The sequence below is a fragment of the Klenkia marina genome (assembly GCF_900101025.1).
GTDB lineage: Bacteria > Actinomycetota > Actinomycetes > Mycobacteriales > Geodermatophilaceae > Klenkia > Klenkia marina.
Genome location: NZ_FMUH01000002.1, coordinates 469,400 through 489,164 on the forward strand (window position 1 = coordinate 469,400; position 19,765 = coordinate 489,164).

Below are 19,765 nucleotides of genomic sequence, written 5' to 3' on the forward strand. Positions count from 1 at the left end.
GCCGGTGCCAGGAGGCCGTGTCACCCTCTGGCTCCGGCTCGGTGGGTACTGATCGGCACCGACCGACCGACACCAGGAGCGGCCGCCGGTCCGCACCGACCGGCCCGGGGGGAGAACACGTGCGCGGGCAGGTCCGACGCCGCGTCTACCTGGCCATCGCCGGCCTGGGGCTGGCCGGGTGCGCCTGGCAGATCGCCCGCGGACGCGCCCCCGAGGTCGAGCGGGTGTTCACCTTCCCCCTGCTGGCCGCGTTCCTGCTGGCCGCCGTGGCGCTGCTGGTCTGGTTCCCGGCCCGCATCCGCTGGATCGAGGTCGTCGGCTTCGTCGTGCTGGGCACGGTGTGGCTGACCACCGCGGCGGTGCAGCTGGCGCGCACCCCGGACGCCGCGGACGCCTGGCTCACGCTGTTCCCGGGGCCGTTCGCGAACCTGTGCCTGCTGGTGGTGCTGGCGCACCTGTGGTTCGACGCGCGGTGGGCGCTGGTCGCGTCGCTGCTGGCCCCGGCGCTGGCCCTGGCGGTGGGCCTGGTCCGGTTCCTGCCCGACGACCCCGGGTACGCCGTCGACCTCGTCGGCGCCATCGGCTACGTGGCCGTCCTGGCGATGCTGGCGTTCCTCATGGCGCGCAGCAAGGAGGCCCTGGCCCGCAGCAGGGCCGAGGCGTCGCGGCTGCGCGAGCTGGCGCACACCGACGTCCTCACCGGGCTGCCCAACCGCCGTCGCCTGATGGAGGCGCTGCACGTGGCGGTGCAGGACCGTCGCGCCGACGGGCGCACCGCGGTCGTGCTGTTCGACCTCGACCACTTCAAGGGCGTCAACGACCGCTACGGCCACGACGTCGGGGACCTCGTGCTGCAGGAGGTCACCGACGTCGTGCTGGCCTCCCTGCGCCCCGACGCGGTGTTCGGCCGCTGGGGCGGTGAGGAGTTCCTGGTCGTCGTCCCGCAGGCCGGGCTGGACGACGGTGCGGCGGTCGCCGAGCGGTTGCGCACGGCCATCTCCTCCCACCCGTTCTCCGGCGGGTTGTCGATGACGGCCAGCTTCGGCGTCAGCGCGGTCGCCGACGGGGACTCCGTCGACGCCGTGCTGCTGAGGGCCGACCGGCTGCTCTACGTCGCCAAGGACAGCGGCCGCGACCTCGTCGTCACCCGCCTGCCCCGTCGCTGATCGCCGTCCGCCCCCTCGGGAACACCTGCGGGAGGTTTGCCGTTACGGTGGGCAGGAAAGTTGAGCGACGGGCGCGCAAGGCATCGCTGCCGCCGCCCCCGCGAGACCCACCGGACCTGCACCGCACCTGACACCGCACGAGAAGGGCCAACTCCCCATGGCACGAGCTGTCGGCATCGACCTCGGCACCACGAACTCCGTCGTCACCGTCCTGGAGGGTGGCGAGCCCACCGTCATCGCCAACTCCGAGGGCTCCCGCACCACCCCGTCGGTCGTCGCCTTCGCCAAGAACGGCGAGGTGCTGGTCGGCCAGTCCGCCAAGAACCAGGCCGTCACCAACGTCGACCGCACCATCCGCTCGGTCAAGCGCCACATGGGCACCGACTGGAAGACCGCCGACATCGACGGCAAGCAGTACACCCCGCAGGAGATCAGCGCCCGCGTGCTGCAGAAGCTCAAGCGCGACGCCGAGACCTACCTGGGCGAGCCGGTCACCGAGGCCGTCATCACGGTCCCCGCCTACTTCGAGGACGCCCAGCGCCAGGCGACCAAGGAGGCCGGCGAGATCGCGGGCCTGAACGTCCTGCGCATCGTCAACGAGCCCACCGCCGCGGCCCTGGCCTACGGCCTGGACAAGGGCGAGACCGAGCAGACCATCCTGGTCTTCGACCTCGGCGGCGGCACCTTCGACGTCAGCCTGCTCGAGATCGGCGACGGCGTCATCGAGGTCAAGGCCACCGCCGGTGACAACCAGCTCGGTGGTGACGACTGGGACCAGGCCGTCATGGACCACCTGGTGAAGCAGTTCAACGCCGCCAACGGCATCGACCTGTCCAAGGACAAGCTGGCCATGCAGCGCCTGCGCGAGGCGGCCGAGAAGGCCAAGATCGAGCTGTCGGGCGCGCAGTCCACGAACGTGAACCTGCCCTACATCACCGCCGGTGCCGACGGCCCGCTGCACCTGGACGTCACCATCACCCGCGCGGAGTTCCAGCGGCTGACCCAGTCGCTGCTCGACCGCACCAAGGCCCCGTTCAACCAGGCCGTCCGCGACGCCGGCATCTCCGTCGGCCAGATCGACCACGTCGTCCTCGTGGGTGGGTCCACCCGCATGCCGGCCGTGTCCGAGCTGGTCCGCGAGCTGACCGGTGGCCAGGAGCCCAACAAGGGCGTCAACCCCGACGAGGTCGTCGCCATCGGTGCCGCGCTGCAGGCCGGCGTGCTCCGCGGCGAGGTCAAGGACGTCCTGCTGCTCGACGTGACCCCGCTGTCCCTGGGCATCGAGACCAAGGGCGGGATCATGACCAAGCTCATCGAGCGCAACACCACGATCCCGACCAAGCGCTCGGAGATCTTCACGACGGCCGACGACAACCAGCCCTCCGTGCAGATCCAGGTCTTCCAGGGCGAGCGCGAGATGGCCGCCTACAACAAGAAGCTCGGGATGTTCGAGCTCACCGGGCTGCCGCCGGCCCCCCGCGGGGTGCCGCAGATCGAGGTCGCCTTCGACATCGACGCCAACGGCATCGTGCACGTCCACGCCAAGGACCTCGGCACGGGCAAGGAGCAGTCGATGACGATCACCGGCGGCTCGGCGCTGCCCAAGGACGACATCGAGCGGATGATGAAGGACGCCGAGGCCCACGCCGAGGAGGACAAGAAGCGCCGCGACGAGGCCGAGACCCGCAACCTGGCCGAGTCCCTCCAGTACCAGACCGAGAAGTTCCTGGCGGAGAACGGCGACAAGATCCCCGAGGACAAGAAGGACGAGCTCGGTGCGGCGCTGACCGACCTGCGCTCGGCCCTGGGTGGCTCGGACATCGCGGCGATCAAGACCGCGCAGGAGAACGTCGCCCGCATCTCGCAGGAGGTCGGCGGCGCCCTCTACGCCCAGCAGGCGGAGAACGCCGGGGCCGAGGGCCAGCCGGGTGCCGCCGGCGCCGGTGCCGCCGGGGCCGCGGGCGCGACCGCCGGTGCCGACGACGACGTCGTCGACGCCGAGATCGTGGACGAGGACACCGACAAGAAGTGACCGACCGACCGCAGGACGAGGAGACCCCGCGCGTCGTCATCCGTGACAAGCGCAGGATCGACCCGACCAGCGGCCAGGTGCGGGTGCCGCCCGGGGAGACCACGGTCTCCCCGGGCGGCACCGCAGGTCACGCAGGGTCGACAGCCACCCCAGGGGAGCAGATGAGCGAGAACACCGGTCCGGCCCCCGCGGCCGACCAGCCCGACGAGGTGACCCCCGAGGTCCCCGACACCCCGGCCGAGCTGGCCGACGACGACACCGCCCGGCAGCTGGCCGAGCGCACCGAGGACCTCCAGCGGGTCACCGCCGAGTACGCCAACTACCGGCGGCGGGTCGACCGCGACCGGGTCGCGGTGGTCGACCAGGCGGCGGAGAAGTTCGCCCTGCAGCTGATCCCGGTCGTCGACGACATCGAGCGCGCCCGCGAGCACGGCGACCTGACCGGCGCGTTCAAGGTCGTCGCTGACCGGGTGCTGGGCCTGCTGGACGGCCTGGGCGTGAGCACCTTCGGTGCGCCCGGTGACCCGTTCGACCCGGCCCTGCACGAGGCCGTGCTGCACGACACCTCGGCCGAGGTGCAGGTGCCGACGGCGACCACCGTGCTGCGTCCGGGCTTCCGGCGCGGCGAGCGGGTGCTGCGCACCGCCATGGTGGGCGTCAGCGACCCCGAGAACCCTGCTCCGGCGTCCGAGGCGCCGGCGGGGGAGACCCCGGCCGGGTAGCCCCGCGCGGGCGGGGTGAGCACAGCTCGCCCCGCCCGCACCCGACCATCCCGTCCGGCCGCCGGACGCACACCGAGCAGGAGGGGGGCGCCCGATGAGCACCCGGGACTTCATTGAGAAGGACTACTACGCCGCGCTGGGCGTCGCCAAGGACGCCGACGCGGCCACGATCAAGAAGGCCTACCGTGCGCTGGCCCGTGACCTGCACCCGGACAAGAACCCGGGCAACGCGCAGGCCGAGGCCAAGTTCAAGGAGGCGTCGGAGGCCTACGGGGTCCTGTCCGACGTCCAGAAGCGCAAGGAGTACGACGACGCCCGCCGGCTGTTCACCGGCGGGGGGTTCCGCCCCGGCGCCGGTGGCGGGTTCCCGTCGGCCGGGGGCTACGGGCAGGCCGGCGCCGGTCAGCCCTTCGACCTCGGCGACCTGTTCGGTGCCGCGGGGCAGGGCGCCGGCGCCCGCGGCGGTGGCCTCGGGGACCTGTTCGGCGGTCTGTTCGGCGGTGGCGGGGCAGGTGCCGGCAGCACCCGCAGCCGGCAGCAGGCCGCGTCCGGCCCGGCCCGCGGGCAGGACGTCGAGACCGAGGCCACGCTGGCCTTCGACGAGGCCGTGCTCGGCGTGACCGTGCCGCTGCGCATGCAGAGCCCGGGCTCGTGCCCGACCTGCCACGGCAGCGGCGCCAAGCCCGGCACCGCCCCGCACACCTGTCCGGTCTGCAACGGTGCCGGCGTCACCAGCCGCAGCCAGGGTGCCTTCGCCTTCTCCGAGCCCTGCCGCGAGTGCCGCGGCAGCGGGTCGGTCGTCGACGACCCCTGCGCCACCTGCAAGGGCAGTGGGATCACCGACCAGGTGCGCACCATCACCGTGCGCATCCCGGCCGGGGTGAAGGACGGCCAGCGCATCCGGCTGGCCGGCAAGGGTGCCCCGGGTCGGCGCGGCGGGCCGGCGGGCGACCTGTTCGTCGTCGTCCACGTCACCGGCAGCGAGCTGTTCGGCCGCAGCGGCGACGACCTGACCCTCGACGTCCCCATCAGCTTCGCCGAGGCCGCCCTCGGGACCACCCTGACCGTGCCCACCCTCGACGGCACGGTCTCCCTCAAGGTCCCGCCGGGCACGTCCGGCGGGCGCACCTTCCGGGTGCGCGGGCGCGGGGTGCCCGGCAAGTCGCGCACCGGTGACCTGCTGGTCACCGTGAGCATCGCCGTGCCCGGGTCGCTGACCCCCGAGGCGCGCGCCGCCGTCGAGGCGTTGGCCGGTCAGCTCGACGACGACCCGCGCCCCGACGTGACCGCCGCGGTGCGGGCCGGAGGGGGTGCATGAGGTGAGCGAGCCCAGGTCGGTGGCCGACGACGCCCCGGTCTTCGTGATCTCGGTGGCGGCCCAGTTGGCCGGGATGCACGCGCAGACGCTGCGCCAGTACGACCGCCTCGGACTCGTCAGCCCCGGCCGCACGGCCGGCGGTGGGCGGCGGTACAGCCCGCGCGACGTCGCCCTGCTGCGCGAGGTGCAGCGGCTGTCCCAGGAGGACGGCGTCAACCTCGCGGGCATCAAGCGGATCATCGAGCTCGAGTCGCAGGTCGAGGCGCTGCAGGACCGGGTCCGCGAGCTGCTGGCCGAGCTCGACGACACCCGGCACCGTGCCCTGAGCGCCGAGGCGGCCGCCGCCGGGTTCCGGTCCGACTTCGGCCACCCGTCCCCGGGCACCGCGCTGGTGGTCTGGCGGCCCCGTGGCCCGCGGAGTTCCCGGTGACCAGCGGGAACCCGGAGCGGCCCGTGCTCGTGGAGCAGGGTGTGAGCACCGCAGCCCCCGTCGACGCCGCTGACATCGCCCCCGTCATCGACCCCGCCGCCCACGAGGCGCACGTCGCCCTCGAGCGCGAGATCGCCCTGCTGCTGCGCCGTGCGCGGGCGATCCAGGGCCGGCTGGCCGGTGAGCTGCACCGCGGTCTCGACGGCGCCGCCTACGGGCTGCTCGTGCTGCTCGACGACGCCGGCCCGCTGCGCGCCAGCGACGTCGTCGTGCGGCTGGGTCTGGACAAGTCGACGGTCAGCCGGCAGGTCGCCTCGCTGGTCGAGGCCGGCTTGGTCGACCGGGTCGCCGACCCCGACGACGGCCGCGCGCAGGTGCTGAGCACCTCCGAGGAGGGCCATCGCCGGCTCTCGGAGATCCGCGACGCCCGCCGGGCCCGCTGGGAGGCCGACCTGGCCCACTGGCCGACTGCGGACGTCGCCACCCTCGGCACCCTGCTCGGCCGGCTGAACCGGCTCGGCGAGGCCCGCGAGGCCCAGGCCACCGGCGGCGACGAGGCCTGACCGCACCGCTCCTCGACGACGGCCGCGCCCCATCCGGGGCGCGGCCGTCGTCGTCCGTGAGGCAGGTCTCCGGTCTCTAGGTTGCAGACAACAACCATCTGCGTGAAGATGGTTGAGGTCTACAAGCAAACCTGGAGGGTCCCGTGCAGATCGCCGCGCACACCGCCGACCGGCTCACCTCCGGTCTGGGGCAGCTCGTCCGGGCCGGCCGCCACCTGTCCCAGCGCGCCGCGCACGAGCTGTACGGCGACCTACCCAGCTTCGGCTGGGCGCTGCTGGTCCCGCTCGAGAGGGACGGCGAGCAGCGCTGCAGTGCCCTGGCCGCCGCGGTCGGCGTGGACGGCTCCGTCGTCAGCCGTCAGGTGGCCGCCCTCGAGCGCGCCGGCTACGTCGTCCGGCGTCCGGACCCCCTCGACGGGCGGGCCAGCCTCATCGGCCTGAGCGAGGCGGGCTCGGCCGCCCTGGCGCGCACCCGCGAGGTGCGCGCCTCCTGGACGACCGCCGCGCTCGCCGACTGGACCCAGGAGGAGGCCGAGACCCTCTGCCACCTCCTGGACCGGCTCGTGGCCGACCTGCTCCCCGAGCTCGCCCCCACCTCCCACCCGCAGGAGATCCCCGCATGACCAGCCCCACCGCCGAGGTCGCCCCGGCGCAGCAGCAGGGCCGGATGACCCACCGGCAGATCCTGGAGGCGCTCTCCGGCCTGCTGCTCGCCCTGTTCGTCGCCTTCCTGTCCTCGACCGTCGTCTCGAACGCCCTGCCGACGATCATCACCGACCTGCGCGGCAGCCAGAGCCAGTACACCTGGGTGGTCACCGCGACCCTGCTGGCCAGCACCGCCTCGACGCCCATCTGGGGCAAGCTGGCCGACCTCATGAGCAAGAAGCTGCTCGTGCAGATCGCCATCGTGGTGTTCGTGGTCGGCTCGATGCTGGCCGGGCTCGCCCAGTCGGTGCCCACGCTGATCGGCTGGCGCGTGCTGCAGGGCCTGGGCCTGGGTGGCCTGCAGGCGCTGGTGCAGATCGCGATGGCCGCGATGATCAGCCCCCGCGAGCGTGGCCGGTACTCCGGTCTGCTCGGCGGCGTGATGGCCGTGGCGACCGTCGGCGGCCCGCTCATCGGTGGCCTGCTGGTCGACACGAGCTGGCTGGGCTGGCGCTGGTGCTTCTTCGTCGGCGTCCCGTTCGCCGTCGTCGCCCTGGTGCTGCTGCAGCGCACGCTGCACCTGCCCACCGTCAAGCGCGACGTGAGCATCGACTACCTGGGTGCGGCGTTCCTGACCGCCGGTGTCTCCCTGCTGCTCATCTGGGTCACCCTGGCCGGCGACACCTTCGCCTGGCTCTCGCTGGAGACCCTGCTCATGGTCGGCGGCGGCGTGCTCGCGGTGGTCGCGTTCGTCGTCACCGAGATGCGGGCCAAGGAGCCCATCGTCCCGCTGCGGCTGTTCCGCGACCGGACGACGACGCTGGCCATCATCGCCTCGGTCGCCGTCGGCGTGGCCCTGTTCGGCTCGACCGTGTTCCTCGGCCAGTACCTGCAGATCTCCCGCGGTTACTCGCCGACCGCGGCCGGGCTGCTCACGATCCCGATGGTCGGCGGCCTGCTGGTCTCCTCGACCGTGTCCGGGATCCTGATCTCCCGCTACGGCCGCTGGAAGGCCTACCTGGTCACCGGCTCGGTGCTGGTGGCCATCGGGTTCGGCCTGCTCTCCACCATCGACCACGCCACGAACATGGTGCTGCTCGGCGGGTTCCTCGCCGTCCTGGGCCTGGGCATCGGCATGACGATGCAGAACCTCGTGCTGGCGGTGCAGAACACCGTCGCGGCCACCGACCTCGGTGCGGCCAGCTCGGCGGTGGCCTTCTTCCGCAGCCTCGGCGGCACCATCGGCGTCTCGGTGCTGGGTGCGGTGCTCAGCGCCCGGGTCACCACGTTGATCACCGACGGGCTCCCGGCCGGTGCGGCCGCCCAGGCCGGGGGCGGCGACGTCGGGCTGGCCTCCCTGGCCGACGCCCCGCCGGCGATCCAGAGCCTCATCCGGGTCTCCTACGGCGACGCGACCGGGCGGATCTTCCTCATCGCCGCGCTGCTGTCGGTCATCACCGTCGTCTCCGTGCTCCTCATCCGCGAGGTCGCGCTGCGCACCGAGAGCGGTGACGAGCGGGCCAGCCAGGAGCGCGACGGTGCGGCCCCCGCCGCCACCGGCAGCACCGCGGACGTCGACCAGCTGCTGGCCGGCCGGCACGCGGTGGGCGGCACGCAGGCGCCCGCCGAGCCGGTGCGGGTCGACAGCATCCTGGGCGAGGACGAGGACCAGCACGGCCGGCACGAGGCGCCCGAGCCGGTGTCCGCCATCCGCTGACCGGCACCACCTGCTGACCGGCACACCTGCTGATCGGCACCACCCGAGGGGCGCCCGTCCGCGACGGGCGCCCCTCGGCGTCGCGTGAGAGACCTGCCATCGCCGTCTCACGGTCCTCACCCCGGCGACGACCACCGTTCTCCTCGTGCTCACCTCCACGACGCCCGACCGGGTCACGCACCTGGTCGCCCCGCGCCCGGGCCGGGCCGGGCGGCTGCGGCACGCGCTCGCGACGCGGATCGGCTGCACGGGTGCGGCCGGGCTGGTCGGCCTGGCCGTCCTGGCCGCGGCGCTGCTGGCCACGGCACTGGCCGGGCTGCTCGGCGGACTGCCGCCCACGGCGGCCTGGACGCTCGCGGTGTTCGCCCTGGCCACCTGGGCCTGGGTGGCCACCGACCTCGACGACACGGCCGTCGCGCTGGCCGCGGCGCTGCTGCTGGCCGTCACCGGCGCGCTGGACACCGACGTCCTCTTCGGCGGCCTGGGCGACGAGGTCGTGTGGCTGCTGGTCGCCGCCTTCGTGCTCGGGGTGGCGGTGGCCGGCTCCGGCCTCGCCGACCGGGCCGCGGGCCACCTGCTCGCCCGGGCGCGCAGCCCGCGGGGCCTGTTCCAGCTGACCACCCTCGCGCTGGTCGGCACGACCTTCGCGGTGCCCTCGACCTCGGGTCGGGCCGCCCTGGCCCTCCCGGTCTTCCTCGTCCTGGCCCGGGTGCTGGCCGACCGGCCGCAGCTGGTGCGCGGGCTGGCCCTGCTCGTGCCCACCGTCGTCCTGCTGTCGGCGGTCGGGTCGCTGCTCGGCGCCGGCGCGCACCTGGTCACCAGCGCGGTGCTCGAGGAGGCCACCGGGGACGGTGTGTCCTTCCTGCGGTGGCTGGTGCTCGGCCTCCCGCTGGCCCTGGTCAGCTCGCACACCGCGGCGGAGCTGGTGCTGCGGCAGACCGCCGACCGGGCCGAGCGCCGTCGTCCGCTGGTCGTGGACGGGGCGGCCCTCGCCGCCGGCACCGGCACGCCCCGTCGGCTGCGCCCGGCCGAGCGTCGGGTGCTCGGGCTGCTGGTGGTGGTCGTCGTCCTGTGGTGCTCCGAGGGCCTGCACGGGGTCGACCCGGCAGTGGTCGCCCTCGGCGCGGCGCTGGTGGCCACCGCACCGGGTGTCACCGGCACCTCGCTGGGCCGGGCGCTGGCCCAGGTGCCCTGGTCGCTGCTGCTCTTCCTGGCCGCCACCCTCGCGCTGGGCACCGCGCTGCTGGAGTCGGGGGCCGCCCAGGCCCTCGCCGCGCTGGCCGTCGGACCGCTGACCGGGTCGCCGGTGGCCTTCCTCGTGGCGGTGGTGGTGGTCTCGACGGCCGCGCACCTGGTCATCGCGTCGCGCTCGGCGCGCTCGGCGGTGCTGGTGCCCCTGGTGGTGGCGCTGTCGCCGGCCGCCGGGGTCGACCCCGTCGCTGCGGCGCTGGCCTCCACCGCGGCCGCCGGCTTCTGCCACACCCTGCCGGCCTCCGCCAAGCCCGTGGCCATCTTCGCCCGGGTCGAGGGCGTGCCCACCTACGACGCCCGTGACCTGCGCCGCCTCGCGCTCCCGCTCGGGCCGATGACCGCCGCCCTCGTCCTGCTCTTCGTGCTCGTCGGCTGGCCGGTCCTCGGCCTGCCGTACCTCCCCTCCTGAGGAAGAAGGTCCGTCATGACGCTGACCCGCGTGCTCGTCGCCCCCAGCGGTTTCAAGGAGTGCCTGGACACCACGGAGGTCGCCGCGGCGATCGCCCGCGGCGTCCACCGCGCCGTGCCCGACGCCGTCGTCGACCGGATGCCGCTCGTGGACGGCGGGGAGGGCTCGGCGGCCGCGCTGGCTGCCGCCACGGGCGGCTCCGTCGTGCCCGTCGAGGTCACCGGGCCCGTGGGTGACCCGGTGCGGGCCCACGTAGCCCTGCTGGGCGGCTCCGCCGCAGGCACGGCGGTGGTCGACATGGCCTCGGCGGCCGGGCTGTCGCTGGTGCCGGCCGACCGCCGCGACCCCACCCGGACGACGACCGCCGGCGTGGGCGAGCTGCTGCTGGCCGCGCTGGACACGGGGTGCCGGCGGATCGTGGTGGGCTGCGGGGACTCCGGGACCAGCGACGGCGGCGCCGGTGCGCTGCAGGCCCTCGGCGCCCGGCTGGTCGGCCCGCACGGCCGCGAGCTCGGTCGCGGCGCCGCCGCACTGGCCGACGTGGTGGAGCTGGACCTGTCCGGGGTGGACCCCCGGCTGGCCGACGTCGAGCTGGTGGTCGCCGGCAACACCACCAACCTGCTGACCGGTCCGCACGGCGTCGCCCGGGTGTTCGGCCCGCAGAAGGGCGCCACCCCCGAGCAGGTCGAGCTGCTGGTCACCGCCATGGACCGGTGGGCCCGGGTCGTGGAGCGGGCCTGCGGCACCGAGGTGGCGGTGCTGCCGGGCGCGGGTGCCTCCGGTGGGCTGGGCGCCGGGCTGGTCGCCGTGGGGGCCACCATCGCCTGCCGGTTCGACGTCTTCCTCGACGACGCGCTCACCGGGCAGTCCCTCGACGAGCTCATCGCCGCGGCCGACCTGGTCATCACCGCCGAGGGCCAGCTGGACGCGCAGACGCCGCACGGCAAGGTGCCCGCCGAGGTCGCGCGCCGCTGCCGCGCCGCCGGGGTGCCGGTGGTGGCTCTGGCCGGCACGCTCGGGGAGGGCTGGGAGTCCGTGCACGGAATGGGGGTCGCCGCGGTGAGCAGCATCGTGACCGGCCCGATGTCGCTGCGCCGGGCGATGGCCGATGCGGCACCCCTGGTGAGCGCGGCAGCGGAGTCGCTGGTGCGGGCGGTGCTGGTCGGGTTCGACGTGCAGACCGGCGGCCGGCGGGCGGCGTGAGCGCCCGCCGGACGCGGCAGGGCCCGCCCCCGGGGAGGGGACGGGCCCTGCTGCGTGGACCAGGTGGGGTGGATCAGGAGACGAGCGCGGCGTCCAGGGTGATGTCCACGCCGGTGAGGGCCTTGCTCACGGGGCAGCCGGCCTTGGCGTCCTCGGCGGCCTGCTTGAAGCCGGCCTCGTCGAGGCCCGAGACCTCACCGCGGACGGTGAGCTTGATGCCGGTGAGCTTGAAGCCGCCGTTGGCGGAGTCCGGGCCGAGGGAGACGTCGGCGGACACCTCGAGGCTCTCCGGGGTGCCGCCGGCCTGCGCGATCAGGGCCGAGAACTGCATCGCGTAGCAGGCCGAGTGGGCCGCGGCGATGAGCTCCTCGGGGGAGGTGGTGCCGCCGGCGTCGTCGGCTGCGCGCTTGGGGAACGACACGTCGTAGGTGCCGACCTGGGAGCTGGTGAGCTCGACCTGGCCCGAGCCCTCCTCGAGGGTGCCGTTCCAGGCGGTGCGTGCGGTACGGGTGGGCATCGGTGCTCCTTCGTGCTCGTCCGGTCCACCGCCGACCGGCGGACCTTTCGATCGCGCACAACCGATCAGGCCGGTGCGGTGTTCCCGTTCGTGGAGACCTTGTCGGTCAGGGCCCGCAGCTCGGTCTTGAGGTGGTCGAACTCCGCGATCGTCAGACCCAGTGCCCCGATCATCTCCGACGACACATCGAGCGCCTGGGACTCCAGCGCCCGTCCGGCCTCGGTGAGCACGATGGACACCGAGCGCTCGTCGTCGACCCGGCGGTGGCGGGTGACCAGGCCGGCTGCGGTCAGCCGCTTGAGCAGCGGCGAGAGCGTGCCGGAGTCGAGCGCCAGCCGGCTGCCGAGCTGGCCGACGGTCTGCCCGTCGGTCTCCCAGAGCAGCATCATGACCAGGTACTGGGGGTAGGTGAGCCCCATCTTGTCCAGCATGGGGCGGTACCGGGCGGTGACCGCACGCGAGGCCGCGTAGAGCGCGAAGCAGAGCTGGTCGTCGAGTTCCACACTGGGCGGCGGCGTGTCCGGCATCCTCCCAGCCTAGGGGGCGCGGGCCAACGATGTGAGCCGGGCGGTCTCGCATCCTCGTGACAAGTTGAGCGGAACAGACTCAACCCTGCGATCGTTGGGTCCGGTGACACCCCGACCGAGAGAGGTACCCCTCGACCATGGACAAGTTGACCACCCGTTCGCAGGAGGCCATCGCCGCGGCCCAGCGGCTGGCGGTCGACCGCGGCCAGGCGGCGCTCGAGCCGCTGCACCTGCTGCTCGCGCTGCTCGACCAGACCGACGGCATCACCGGCCCGCTGCTGCAGGCCGCGGGCGCCCAGCCCGGCCAGGTGCGGGCGGCGGCCGACGCCGCCGTGCGCCGCATGCCCAGCGTGTCCGGCTCGACGGTCGCCGCCCCCGCGCCGTCCCGCGACTTCCTCCGCGTGGTCAACGCCGCGGGTGAGCAGGCCACCGCGCTCGGCGACGAGTTCGTCTCGACCGAGCACCTGCTCGTCGGCCTGGCCAGCGTGGGCGGTGAGGCCGGCGCCGTCCTCACGGGGGCCGGGGCCACCGACGACGCCCTCCTCGCCGCCTTCCGCACGGTGCGCGGCAACCGCAAGGTCACCTCGGAGGACCCGGAGGGCACCTACAAGGCTCTGGAGAAGTACGCCGTCGACCTCACCGAGCGGGCCCGCGAGGGCAAGATGGACCCGGTCATCGGGCGCGACACCGAGATCCGCCGGGTCGTGCAGGTGCTCTCCCGCCGCACCAAGAACAACCCGGTGCTCATCGGCGAGCCCGGCGTCGGCAAGACGGCCATCGTCGAGGGCCTGGCCCAGCGCATGGTCGCCGGCGACGTCCCCGAGAGCCTCAAGGGCAAGCGGCTGATGTCGCTGGACCTCTCGGCCATGGTGGCCGGCGCCAAGTTCCGCGGTGAGTTCGAGGAGCGGCTCAAGGCCGTGCTCCAGGAGATCACCGAGAGCGACGGGGAGGTCGTCACCTTCATCGACGAGCTGCACACCATCGTGGGCGCCGGCGCGAGCGGCGACTCGGCCATGGACGCCGGCAACATGATCAAGCCGATGCTGGCCCGCGGCGAGCTGCGCATGGTCGGCGCCACCACCCTCGACGAGTTCCGCGAGCACATCGAGAAGGACCCGGCGCTCGAGCGGCGGTTCCAGCAGGTGTTCGTCGGCGAGCCCACCGTCGAGGACACCATCGGCATCCTCCGCGGGCTCAAGGAGCGCTACGAGGTGCACCACGGCGTGCGCATCACCGACGCCGCGATCGTCTCGGCCGCCACCCTGTCCGACCGCTACGTCACCGCCCGGTTCCTGCCCGACAAGGCCATCGACCTGGTCGACGAGGCCGCCAGCCGGCTGCGCATGGAGATCGACAGCCGCCCGGTCGAGGTCGACGAGGTCGAGCGGGTCGTGCGGCGCCTGGAGATCGAGGAGATGGCGCTGGCCAAGGAGGACGACGAGGGGTCGCAGGCCCGGCTGGTCGCGCTGCGCGAGGACCTCGCCGACCGGCGCGAGCTGCTCGACGAGCTGACCGCCCGCTGGCAGCAGGACAAGGGCGCCATCGACCGCATCCGCGAGACCAAGGAGCGGCTGGAGGCCGTCCGCTCCGAGGCCGAGCGGGCCGAGCGCGACGGCGACCTCGCCCGCGTCGCCGAGCTGCGCTACGGGCAGCTGCCGGCGCTGGAGAAGGCCCTGGCCGAGGCCTCGGGCGCCACGGCCGACGCCTCCATGCTCAAGGAGGAGGTCGGCCCCGACGACATCGCCGAGGTCGTGCAGTCCTGGACCGGCATCCCGGCCGGCCGGCTGCTGGAGGGCGAGACCGCCAAGCTGCTGCGCATGGAGGACGTCCTCGCCGGACGTGTCGTGGGTCAGCCCGAGGCTGTGCGCGCCGTCGCCGACGCGGTGCGCCGGGCCCGGTCCGGCGTCGCTGACCCCGACCGCCCCACCGGCTCGTTCCTCTTCCTGGGCCCCACCGGTGTGGGCAAGACCGAGCTGGCCAAGGCGCTGGCGGAGTTCCTGTTCGACGACGAGCGGGCGATGGTCCGCATCGACATGAGCGAGTACTCCGAGAAGCACTCGGTCTCCCGCCTGGTCGGGGCGCCCCCCGGCTACGTCGGGTACGAGGCCGGCGGCCAGCTGACCGAGGCGGTGCGGCGTCGTCCGTACACGATCGTGCTGCTCGACGAGGTCGAGAAGGCCCACCCCGACGTCTTCGACGTGCTGCTGCAGGTGCTCGACGACGGCCGGCTCACCGACGGCCAGGGCCGCACGGTCGACTTCCGCAACACCATCCTGGTGCTGACGTCGAACCTGGGCTCGCAGGTCATCGCCGACCAGTCGATCCCCGCCGACGCCAAGCGCCGGGCCGTCGACGAGGTGGTGCGGGCGCACTTCAAGCCCGAGTTCCTCAACCGCCTCGACGACGTGGTGGTGTTCCGGCCGCTGGGGACCGACGAGCTCACCGGCATCGTCGACATCCAGGTCGCCGTCCTCGCCCGCCGCCTGGCGGCGCGCCGACTGGGCCTGCAGGTGTCCGACGCCGCCCGCGAGTGGCTGGCGATGAACGGGTTCGACCCGGTCTACGGCGCCCGGCCGCTGCGCCGGCTCGTGCAGTCCGCCATCGGCGACCAGCTGGCCCGGGCGCTGCTGGCCGGCGACATCCGGGACGGCGACGACGTGCAGGTCGACCTCGCCGGTGACCTCGACGCCGGGTTGACCGTGCGCCGAGCCGGTGCGGCGTCCCCCGCGGACGACCGCACCGGCGACGGCGGGGACGACGGCGGCGAGGTGCGCGCCCTGACCGCCTGACCGCGGCGCCGGGCTGCCCTGGCCGGCGCTCCGGCTCGCCACGGGGCCGGATCCCCGTCATGATCTTCCCGCCCGGCGTGCGCCGGACCCGACCGAGGAGGACGCATGACCGCAGGACAGGGACAGCCCGGCGGCGAGTGGGGGCAGCCCGGCCAGGGCCCCGGCCAGCCGCAGGGGTACGGGCAGCAGCCCCAGGGCTACGGCCAGCAGCCCCAGGGCTACGGGCAGCAGCCCCAGGGCTACGGGCAGCAGCCCCAGGGCTACGGGCAGCAGCCCGGGCACGGCCAGGGCGCCTACCCCGCCGCCCCGAACGCCGGCTTCGGTGGCCCCGTCGGTCCGGCCCCCACCCGCCCGCAGACCGTGGTGAACGGCATCTACGCCTTCGTGGCGGCCACCGTGGTGGGGCTCATCAGCTCGATCGTCACGTTCGCCAACATGGACGCGATCCTCGACAACGCCTACCGCGACGCCGGGATCGACCCCGACTCGGTCGACGCGTCGCTCTCGGGCATCGGCACCGGCGCGGCCACCGGCGCCGCGGTGTTCGGGCTGATCTTCTTCGCCGCCTACTGCGCCGTCATCTGGTTCGCCTGGCAGGGCAAGAACTGGGCGCGCATCGTGCTGTTCGTGCTCGGTGGGCTCAGCCTGCTGTCGGTGTTCAACATCGCCGGCACCGGCGTCGCGCTCATCACGATCACCAGCATCATCCAGCTGGTGCTCATCGCGGTCGGCATCTTCTTCCTGGCGCAGAAGGCCTCGAGCCAGTGGTACGCCGCCATGAAGGGTCGCTGACCCCGGTGCGCAGGGGGCCCGCCGGCCTGGTGCCGGCGGGCCCTCGTCGTCCCACCCGCCGTCCCACCCGTCGCCCCGGAGGGCCACGATGACGCAGCCGCCGCCCGGGTACGGCCCCCCGCTCGGCTACGGCCCGCCCGGGTACGGGCCCCCGCCCGGCTACGGCCCGCCCGGGTACGGGCCCCCGACCGGCTACGGCGGGCCCGGCTACGCGCCCGGGTTCGGCTACGGCCCGCCGCGGCCGGTGCCGCCGCCCATGGCCCGCCCGGCGACCGCGACGGCCGGTGTCCTGGGGTTCGCCCTCGCCGCCGTGGTGGGTCTGGTCAGCTCCGTGGTGGTGCTGGCCAACCGCGAGGCCTACGTCGAGCAGGCACTCCGCGACCTGGGGTTCAGCGGCACCGAGCTGGAGAACGGGTTCACCGACGCCTTCGTCGGCAGCGTGAGCACGGCGGCCACCACCGCCGGCGCGGTCTTCGCGCTCATCGGCGTCGCGCTCTACGCCACCATGGCCGCCTTCGCCTGGCAGGGCCACAACTGGGCACGCATCGTGCTGTGGGTGTTCGCCGGGCTCGGCCTGGTCGGCCTGGTCGGCGCGGTGCGGGCGCCGCTCGCGGTGATCACCGTGCTCGGCGTCCTGCAGGTCGTGCTGCTGGTCGCCGCCGCCACCGTGCTGGCGCTGCCGGCAGCCAACGACTGGTACCGCGTCAGCGGCCAGCGCCGGACGGCCGGGCTGCGCTGAGCGTCAGCTCCCCGCCTGCCCGACCAGCCAGCCGCGGGTCGTGCGGGCCAGCAGGCTGGTCGCCGCGGCGACGCAGAGCACGAGCACGAGCAACGAGAACACCGTGGTGCCCCCGGACGTGACGGTGGACAGCACGGTGCGCAGACCCAGGAACAGCGCCGCGGTGAGCCCCAGCCACCGGCCCCACGGCCGCCGGCGCAGCAGCGCGACCCCGCCGACCGCCGCCGCGGCACCCAGCACGAGGTAGAGCGCCTGGCCGAGCACCAGGGCCCGGGTGGTGGCCGCCCGGTCCAGGTCGGGCTGCGCGGCGACGAAGCGGTCGACCACGGCGTCCTGGCCGACCAGGGTGAGGGTCGCGCTCGCCACCAGCAGCACGCCGAGCGCCAGCAGGGTCCCGGCGGCCACGCGGACCGACGGGGGAGTGGCCACGGGTGCGGTCATCGCACCAGCCTGGCACGTGCCGGCGCCGGTCTCGGCAGGCCCTGCGGATCCGGCCTCGGCGGGCCCCGGGGGCCTCGGGGGCCCGATGCCCGACACTGGTCCCCATGACCAGCACCCGCCTCACCCGCGGCGCCCTGATCGCGGCCGCCGTGGCCCTCGTGACCGGCGGGGCGCTCACCGGCTGCTCCTCCGACGACGACGGCGCCGCCGACGCGGCCCCGAGCTCGTCGACCGCCAGCAGCTCGGCCGCCCCCACCAGCGCCTCGACCGAGCCGGTCGGCGCCGGCTGCGCCCAGCTCACCGCCGACCCCGCGGTGGTCGCCGCGCTGCAGGCCGCCGCCACCCAGCCGGTGGGCACCGCCGCGTCCGCCCTGCCCCCGCTGTCGACCCTGGCGTCGGTGGTCGGCCAGGCCAACCTGACCGCCGCGCTCGACGCGCAGTCGGGCATCACGGTGCTCGCCCCGGCCAACGCGGCCTTCGACGCCGTCCCGGCCGATCAGCTCAACGCGCTCGTGGCCGACCTGCCCCGGCTCACCTCGGTGCTGCAGCACCACGCGATCCCCGGTCGACTGTCCCCCGAGGACCTCGTCGGCGAGCACACCACGCTGCTCGGCGACACCGTGACGGTCACCGGCACCGCCGACGCGCCGGTCGTCGCCGCCGACCAGACCCTGCTCGGCGCCGCCGACGCCACCTTGGTCTGCGGCAACCTGCCCACGGCCAACGCGACCGTCTACGTCATCGACCAGGTGCTGGCGCCCGAGGCCTGACCGGCGGGCTCAGTTGCGGCGGGCGATGGCGCCGGACAGCACCGTGGCGAACGCCGTCCAGGCCGCGTAGGGCACCAGGGCGGCGGCCGCCGGCCGGCTGACCTGGTCGGCCCGGCGCACGAGGTCGACCGTCGAGGCGGTCAACGCGGCGGACTCGAGCGTGGCCAGCCACGGGCGGTGGGCGCGGAAGAAGATCGGCGTCCAGGCTGTGTTGAGCGCCAGGTTCACCGCGTAGGCCTGACCGAAGTCGTGGCGCTGCTGCGCGTCGCCCTTCGCGAGCACCTCGCCGCCGGCCCAGGCGATGCCGGTGTACAGCGCCGTCCAGACGATGCCGAAGGCCTGCGGCGGCGGGTAGAACGAGGGCTTGTCCAGCTGGGCGAACCAGCGGCTGGACGGGTCGGTGGCCAGCCCGCCGACGACGGCCGAGCCGACGGCGAGGGCGGCCGCGGCGACGCGGTCGGAGGTGCGGCTCATGCCGCGATGATCGCTCTCGCCTACGGTCGCCGCATGACGGCTGCGCCTGACCCCCGGCACCACCCCGACCGGACCCGCCTGCTCGAGCTCATCACCGACCTCGCCGTCGTGCACGGCAAGGTCACCCTCTCCTCGGGCCGCGAGGCCGACTGGTACATCGACATGCGTCGGCTGACCCTGCACCACGAGGGCGCGCCCCTGGTGGGCCGCGTCATGCGGCAGCTCACCGCCGACCTGCACTACGACGTGGTCGGCGGTCTCACGCTGGGCGCCGACCCGGTCGCCGCGGCCATGCTGCACGCCGCGGGGGACGGCGCCGGCTTCCTCGACGCCTGCGTGGTGCGCAAGCAGGGCAAGGCGCACGGCCTGCAGCGCCGCATCGAGGGCCCGGACGTCGCGGGCCGGCGCGTGCTGGTCGTCGAGGACGTCTCCACCACCGGCGGCAGCCCGCTCACCGCCGCCGAGGCGCTGGTGGAGGCCGGTGCCGAGGTGGTCGCGGTGGCCGTCGTCGTCGACCGCGGGGCCCGTGCGGCCGTCGAGGCCGCCGGCCACGAGTACCGCGCCGCCTTCTCCCTCGAGGACCTCGGCCTGGCCTAGCCCCCCTGCCGGCGAGCCGCCGTGCGCGGCCGCTGGGCGGCGGCTGGGAGGACTAGGCCGCGCGGCCCTGGCGGCTGCGCACGACCTCGACCACCACGGGGACCAGCGACAGCGCGACGATGCCGAGGATGAACAGCTCGACGTGGGCGCGCACCACGGCGACCTGGCCCAGCCAGTAGCCCAGGGCGGTCACGCCACCGGCCCACAGCACGCCCCCGATGACCGACCAGACGGCGTAGCGGCGGAAGTCCATGAGCGAGGCCCCGGCCATCACGGTGGCGAAGGTGCGCACGATCGGGACGAACCGGGCCAGCAGGATCGTGCGGTTGCCGTTGCGGTCGAAGAACGCCTGCGACTTGTGCACGTACTCGGCCTTGAACAAGCGGCTGTCGGGCCGGCTGAAGACCGCCGGCCCGACCCGGCGCCCGATCCAGTAGCCGACCAGGTTGCCGGCGATCGCCGCCAGCGGGAGCACGACGAGCAGCACCCACAGCGGCACGGTGAACACCTGGCTGGCCACCAGCAGGCCGGCGGTGAACAGCAGCGAGTCACCCGGGAGGAAGAACCCGACCAGCAGTCCGCACTCGGCGAACAGGATGACCACGAGCCCGATGAGGCCGAAGGTGTTGACCAGGTGCTCGGGATCGAGGAAGGAGCTCACGG

Annotated in this window: 20 protein-coding genes; 15 read left to right on the forward strand and 5 right to left on the reverse strand. The window is 74.3% G+C overall.

Translation table 11 applies throughout. The features are described from left to right. Window positions 1-119: 119 nt before the first annotated feature. The 10 genes from BLP29_RS07415 (at window position 120) to BLP29_RS07460 (ending at window position 11,456) form a co-directional block, all read left to right on the forward strand. Window positions 120-1,166: a GGDEF domain-containing protein gene (locus BLP29_RS07415; protein ID WP_092801943.1), complete on the forward strand. Its 1,047-nt coding sequence runs from the start codon at window positions 120-122 to the stop codon at window positions 1,164-1,166. Window positions 1,167-1,323: 157 nt separating this feature from the next. Further along, entirely contained in the window at window positions 1,324-3,198 is a 1,875-nt protein-coding gene (gene dnaK / locus BLP29_RS07420) for a molecular chaperone DnaK (RefSeq protein ID WP_092801946.1), read from the forward strand. After that, window positions 3,195-3,920, forward strand: coding sequence for a nucleotide exchange factor GrpE (gene grpE, locus BLP29_RS07425; RefSeq protein ID WP_092801949.1), 726 nt, complete (start codon window positions 3,195-3,197; stop codon window positions 3,918-3,920). Before dnaK ends, grpE begins: the two co-directional genes overlap by 4 nt. Before the next feature lie 94 nt (window positions 3,921-4,014). Further along, window positions 4,015-5,238 (forward strand): molecular chaperone DnaJ, encoded by a 1,224-nt coding sequence (gene dnaJ / locus BLP29_RS07430; protein WP_092801952.1) that lies wholly within the window; start codon window positions 4,015-4,017, stop codon window positions 5,236-5,238. A gap of 1 nt (window position 5,239) precedes the next feature. Continuing rightward, on the forward strand, window positions 5,240-5,668 hold the full coding sequence (locus tag BLP29_RS07435) for a heat shock protein transcriptional repressor HspR (protein WP_092801955.1): 429 nt from the start codon (window positions 5,240-5,242) through the stop codon (window positions 5,666-5,668). 41 nt (window positions 5,669-5,709) lie between these two features. After that, window positions 5,710-6,231, forward strand: coding sequence for a MarR family winged helix-turn-helix transcriptional regulator (locus BLP29_RS07440; RefSeq protein WP_243469769.1), 522 nt, complete (start codon window positions 5,710-5,712; stop codon window positions 6,229-6,231). A gap of 143 nt (window positions 6,232-6,374) precedes the next feature. Beyond that, window positions 6,375-6,854, forward strand: coding sequence for a MarR family winged helix-turn-helix transcriptional regulator (locus BLP29_RS07445; RefSeq protein ID WP_092801958.1), 480 nt, complete (start codon window positions 6,375-6,377; stop codon window positions 6,852-6,854). After that, a complete protein-coding gene (locus BLP29_RS07450; protein ID WP_243469770.1) occupies window positions 6,851-8,593 on the forward strand; it encodes an MDR family MFS transporter in 1,743 nt (580 codons plus the stop codon). The genes BLP29_RS07445 and BLP29_RS07450 overlap by 4 nt, the downstream gene beginning before the upstream one ends. A gap of 145 nt (window positions 8,594-8,738) precedes the next feature. Next, on the forward strand, window positions 8,739-10,253 hold the full coding sequence (locus tag BLP29_RS07455; protein WP_207798364.1) for an SLC13 family permease: 1,515 nt from the start codon (window positions 8,739-8,741) through the stop codon (window positions 10,251-10,253). 15 nt (window positions 10,254-10,268) lie between these two features. Further along, window positions 10,269-11,456: a glycerate kinase family protein gene (locus BLP29_RS07460; protein ID WP_092801962.1), complete on the forward strand. Its 1,188-nt coding sequence runs from the start codon at window positions 10,269-10,271 to the stop codon at window positions 11,454-11,456. 73 nt (window positions 11,457-11,529) lie between these two features. Here the strand turns inward: BLP29_RS07460 and BLP29_RS07465 are convergent, their stop codons facing one another. Together BLP29_RS07465 and BLP29_RS07470 are read right to left on the reverse strand one after the other, a co-directional pair. After that, window positions 11,530-11,973 carry an OsmC family protein gene (locus BLP29_RS07465; RefSeq protein WP_092801965.1) on the reverse strand — a complete coding sequence of 148 codons (444 nt, stop codon included), beginning with the start codon at window positions 11,971-11,973 and terminating at the stop codon, window positions 11,530-11,532. A gap of 65 nt (window positions 11,974-12,038) precedes the next feature. Beyond that, window positions 12,039-12,500, reverse strand: a complete 462-nt coding sequence (locus BLP29_RS07470) for a MarR family winged helix-turn-helix transcriptional regulator (RefSeq protein WP_092801968.1) — start codon at window positions 12,498-12,500, stop codon at window positions 12,039-12,041. Window positions 12,501-12,637: 137 nt separating this feature from the next. On the opposite strand from BLP29_RS07470, the gene clpB reads away from it, so the two are divergent. The 3 genes from clpB to BLP29_RS07485 all read left to right on the forward strand — a co-directional run bounded on the left by clpB (window position 12,638) and on the right by BLP29_RS07485 (window position 16,820). Next, window positions 12,638-15,289, forward strand: coding sequence for an ATP-dependent chaperone ClpB (clpB, locus tag BLP29_RS07475; RefSeq protein ID WP_092801971.1), 2,652 nt, complete (start codon window positions 12,638-12,640; stop codon window positions 15,287-15,289). A 105-nt stretch (window positions 15,290-15,394) separates the two neighbouring features. Next, window positions 15,395-16,081 carry a hypothetical protein gene (locus BLP29_RS21230; RefSeq protein WP_207798365.1) on the forward strand — a complete coding sequence of 229 codons (687 nt, stop codon included), beginning with the start codon at window positions 15,395-15,397 and terminating at the stop codon, window positions 16,079-16,081. Window positions 16,082-16,169: 88 nt separating this feature from the next. Continuing rightward, window positions 16,170-16,820, forward strand: a complete 651-nt coding sequence (locus tag BLP29_RS07485; protein WP_092801974.1) for a hypothetical protein — start codon at window positions 16,170-16,172, stop codon at window positions 16,818-16,820. A 3-nt stretch (window positions 16,821-16,823) separates the two neighbouring features. On the opposite strand, the gene BLP29_RS07490 is transcribed toward BLP29_RS07485, so the two are convergent. After that, window positions 16,824-17,261 carry a hypothetical protein gene (locus BLP29_RS07490; protein ID WP_092801977.1) on the reverse strand — a complete coding sequence of 146 codons (438 nt, stop codon included), beginning with the start codon at window positions 17,259-17,261 and terminating at the stop codon, window positions 16,824-16,826. 104 nt (window positions 17,262-17,365) lie between these two features. Between BLP29_RS07490 and BLP29_RS07495 the strand changes: the two genes are divergently transcribed. After that, window positions 17,366-18,031, forward strand: coding sequence for a fasciclin domain-containing protein (locus tag BLP29_RS07495; RefSeq protein WP_092801981.1), 666 nt, complete (start codon window positions 17,366-17,368; stop codon window positions 18,029-18,031). A gap of 9 nt (window positions 18,032-18,040) precedes the next feature. Here BLP29_RS07495 and BLP29_RS07500 read toward each other — a convergent pair whose 3' ends face one another. After that, entirely contained in the window at window positions 18,041-18,505 is a 465-nt protein-coding gene (locus BLP29_RS07500; RefSeq protein ID WP_092801984.1) for a TspO/MBR family protein, read from the reverse strand. A 33-nt stretch (window positions 18,506-18,538) separates the two neighbouring features. Here BLP29_RS07500 and pyrE point away from each other — a divergent pair, with 33 nt between their 5' ends. Then, the gene (gene pyrE, locus BLP29_RS07505) at window positions 18,539-19,102 is read left to right on the forward strand and encodes an orotate phosphoribosyltransferase (RefSeq protein ID WP_092803092.1); all 564 of its coding nucleotides are present in this window, start codon (window positions 18,539-18,541) and stop codon (window positions 19,100-19,102) included. A 52-nt stretch (window positions 19,103-19,154) separates the two neighbouring features. Here pyrE and BLP29_RS07510 read toward each other — a convergent pair whose 3' ends face one another. Further along, window positions 19,155-19,763, reverse strand: a complete 609-nt coding sequence (locus tag BLP29_RS07510; protein WP_092801987.1) for a VTT domain-containing protein — start codon at window positions 19,761-19,763, stop codon at window positions 19,155-19,157. Between the last annotated feature and the right edge of the window lie 2 nt (window positions 19,764-19,765).